Below are 3,535 nucleotides of genomic sequence, written 5' to 3'. Positions count from 1 at the left end.
GCCCGGCGCCGCCGGCCTCGCCGCCGGCCTGACCGCCGGCCTCGCCGCCGGGCGGTGCGTCGTGCTCCTCGCGGCCGGGTTCACCGCTGTCGGTGCCTGAGCGAATCCTGACTGGCATGTGCGGTGGCCTCCGCCTCTCGACGCTGGTGGGGGCTTCCACACCGATGGAAAGATCCCACCGAGTAAAACGACCGTACCGGACCGACCCATCCGGCATATCGGACATGGGGCAAAGGCTCACGCCCGTCCGGGGCGGCCGAAAAGGGCCGGTGGCAGATTTTGGTTCCGCCTGACAAACCTCAGACCGCCGCCGGGAATCCGCCGTCCGGTGCCTGCTGGCGCACGGCGGTGGCCTGTCGTACGGCCGCGTCCCGACGGTCGCTGTGGTGCAGCTGGACGACGAGCAGACCGACGGCCACCGCGGTGAACAGCTCGGTGATCAGCGCCGCGACGGCCGTCGACATCGCCCCGCCGCCGGCCGAGACCAGGGCGCCGGCGGTGGCCACGGTGGCCACGGCGAGCACGCCGACGACCCGGCGTACGCCCGCTCCCAGCAGGTAGGTCGTGAACATCAGGGTTACCGCCAGCAAGGTCATCGACAGCGCCAGCACCCACAGGGCGCCCGCGGCGCCGGTCAGATGCGCGCCGAACACCAACCCGATCAGCCAGTGCGCGCCGACCAGGCCGATGGCGGCGAGCAGCAGGCCAGGGGTGACCACGAAGGCCAGCGCGATCGCCAGGGTTCCGCCCGCCGGACGGCCCTCCTTGCGCCGTCGCGCCGCCTCCGGCAGCAGGAAGTTCGCCACCGCGAGCCCGATGAACACCGGTACCTTGCAGGCCGTCGAGATCGCCGCATAGCCACCGACGCCGGACGAACCCAGCCAGCCGACGATGACCACGTCCATGTTCTGCAACAGTGCCAGCGGCACGAGCGCGCCGAGCGCCACCGTCGTGTCCGCGATGACGCTCTGGCGGGCGCTGGGCCGCGGCGCCGGGATCGGCACCGGGATCGGCCCGGTGGCCGGCGGAAGGTCGGCCTCGTCCAGGGCAGCATCGTCCAGGGCAGCATCGTCCAGGGTGGCCTCGGCCGGGGCCGGCGACTGCAGGGATGCCGGGGAGGGCAGCCGGGGCACCCGGGGCAGCCGGGGGGTACGGCGGACCGCCCAGCGGCCGTGCTCGGCCCCGACGAGCACGCCGATGACGATGCCGAGCCCCGCACCGTTGACGCCCATCCCGCAGACCACGAACAGAATCACCAGGCCGATCCGGACGAACCCCTCGACCACGAAGTTCACCGCCAGCCGCTGGTAGGCGCCGCGGGCCTGGATGAGCCCCCGCTCGACGCACAGCAGCGTCCACAGCGCCGCGCCGATCGTGGCCTCCGCGATCGCCACCGGATGGTGGTAGGACATCAGGGCCGCCACCGGCCGCGACAGCACGAGGGCGGCGATGGTCGCCACCGCGATGCCGACGCCGCAGGCACCGCGCAGCCGGCGGATCCAGTACCACTGCTCGCGCCGGGACTCGCCGATGCCGGACGTCTCGTGGTGCACGACGCCGATGAGCAGCGCGTTGCCGGCGACGGACAAGATCAGGAAGATGCTGACCTGCACGGATACCGCGCCGTAGGCGTCCGAATCCAGCACCCGCGCCACGATCAGGTTCATCAGCAGATTGCAGCCGTTGACGAGCATGCCGGCGACCGCCAGCGACGCCGGGCCGGCGAGCAGGCCGGCCACAGCCGCTCGCGAGGGCTTCGCCATCGGTCTCCCCTCAGGCGCAGGACGCCGATTTCTCCGGCATCGGTAGGTTGCAGGCGAACATGCTAAGCCCTGCCCCCTTCGGCCGAGAGGAACGCCACCGGTGATTGGAAGCCGCCCCGCATCGTCCCCCGGGGCGCCCGCCCCGAGTCGGTACCTGCCCACACTCGCCGGGCGGCACGTGGTCTTCCTCAACTGGCGTGACCGCGCGCATCCCCAGGCCGGTGGGGCGGAGCTGTTCTGCCAGTCCGTCGCCGAGCGGTTCGCCGCGGCCGGTGTGCGGGTGACCCTGCTGACCTCGCGGGTACGCCCGGACGGTGAACCCCCGGCACCGGCGGCGCAGGCCGTGGCCGGTGTGGACGTGCGCCGAGGTGGTGGCACCTTCGGGGTGTACCCGTCGGTGCTGGCGCGGCTGGCGAGTCTCGGGCGGGCCGGGCACCGGGTCGACGCGGTGGTCGACTGCCAGAACGGGATCCCGTTCTTCAGCCCGGTGGTCCTGTCCGGGCGCACCCCGGTCGTGCAGGTGCTGCACCATGTCCACCAGAAGCAGTTTCCGCTCTACTTCCCGGGTCCGGTCGCGCGGGTCGGCCAGCTGCTGGAGGCACCCGGCAGCCGACTGGTCTACCGGCGCCGGCCGTCAGTGGTGGTCTCACCGTCCACCCGCGACGAGGCCCGGACGATCCTCGGCCTGCCCGGCCCCCGCTACCTGGTGCCCAACGGTGTCACCGCCGCGTCGCTGCCGACGTCGGCGGACGTTGGCGGCCCGGCACCCGCCCCGACGGTCGTCTGCGTCGGCCGGCTGGTCCCGCACAAGCGTCTGCACCTGCTGCTGGACGAGCTGCCGGCGCTGGCCGCCGCGCACCCGGGCCTCGTGGTGCACGTCGTCGGGGACGGCCCGGACCGCGACCGGCTGGTGGCCCACGCGGTCGCCCTCGGGCTGACCGCCCCCGCCGGCGGCGGAGCGCCGTCCGCCGGGGCATCGTCGGGGGAGGTGGTGCGCTGGCACGGCCAGGTCGCCGCCGAGGTCCGGGACCGGCTGCTGTCCTCGGCCTGGCTGACGGTGAACCCCTCGCACGGCGAGGGCTGGGGCCTGTCGGTGCTGGAAGCCGCGGCGCTGGGTGTGCCCGCGGTGGCCTTCCGGGTCGCCGGGCTGCGCGATGCCGTGCGCGACGGCACGACCGGCTGGCTGGTGCGCGACGGCGAGCCGCTCGGCCCGGCCATCGACGCCGGCCTGCGCCTGCTCGCCGATCCGGCTGCGGCGGCCGATCTGCGGGCCGCCGCGCGGGCCTGGGCGGCCGGGTTCACCTGGGATGCCAGCGCCGAGCTGCTGGCCCGGGTGGTCAGTGCCGAGATCGACCGACTGGCCGGGTCCACCGGCGCGGGTGCTGGTCCCGGTGCCCGGGAACGGCGCCGGGTCGACGACGACCTCACCCACGCCACGTTCACGCTGTCGCCGGGCGCCGCGCTGCCGGTGCTGCGCCGCACGGACCTGGTGTACCGCCCGGATCCCGACGGCGAGCAGGTCGTCGCCGTCCTCTACGGGGCAGGCCTGCGCGAGGCCCGGGCCGCCCTGGCCCGGGCCGGGGTCGCCTCGGCGCCCGGAGCGGAGGGGTTGACCCTTCGTCCCGGCACCGGCGAGGACCTGCTCCTCGCCCCCCGCCACCCCCTGTCTCTTATAAAAAAAAGACCCTGCCGACGAAGCATGGCATGTGTAGATCTAGGTGGTCGCCGTTTAATTAAAAAGCGGGGGGGGGGGGGGGGGGGGGGGGGGGGGG

At 74.0% G+C, this 3,535-nt stretch carries 2 protein-coding genes; one reads left to right on the top strand and one right to left on the bottom strand.

The genetic code is table 11. From position 1 onward, the window contains the following. Positions 1–299: 299 nt before the first annotated feature. Positions 300–1,763 (bottom strand): polysaccharide biosynthesis protein, encoded by a 1,464-nt coding sequence (locus tag ND747_RS15875; protein ID WP_251734395.1) that lies wholly within the window; start codon positions 1,761–1,763, stop codon positions 300–302. A 100-nt stretch (positions 1,764–1,863) separates the two neighbouring features. Here ND747_RS15875 and ND747_RS15870 point away from each other — a divergent pair. Continuing rightward, positions 1,864–3,535: glycosyltransferase family 4 protein (locus ND747_RS15870; RefSeq protein ID WP_374216241.1), on the top strand; the 1,672-nt coding region annotated here is incomplete at its 3' end.

This window comes from Frankia sp. R82, from assembly GCF_023716925.1.
Taxonomy (GTDB): Bacteria; Actinomycetota; Actinomycetes; order Frankiales; family Frankiaceae; genus Frankia.
This window is presented reverse-complemented; position numbering and strand designations above follow the sequence as displayed.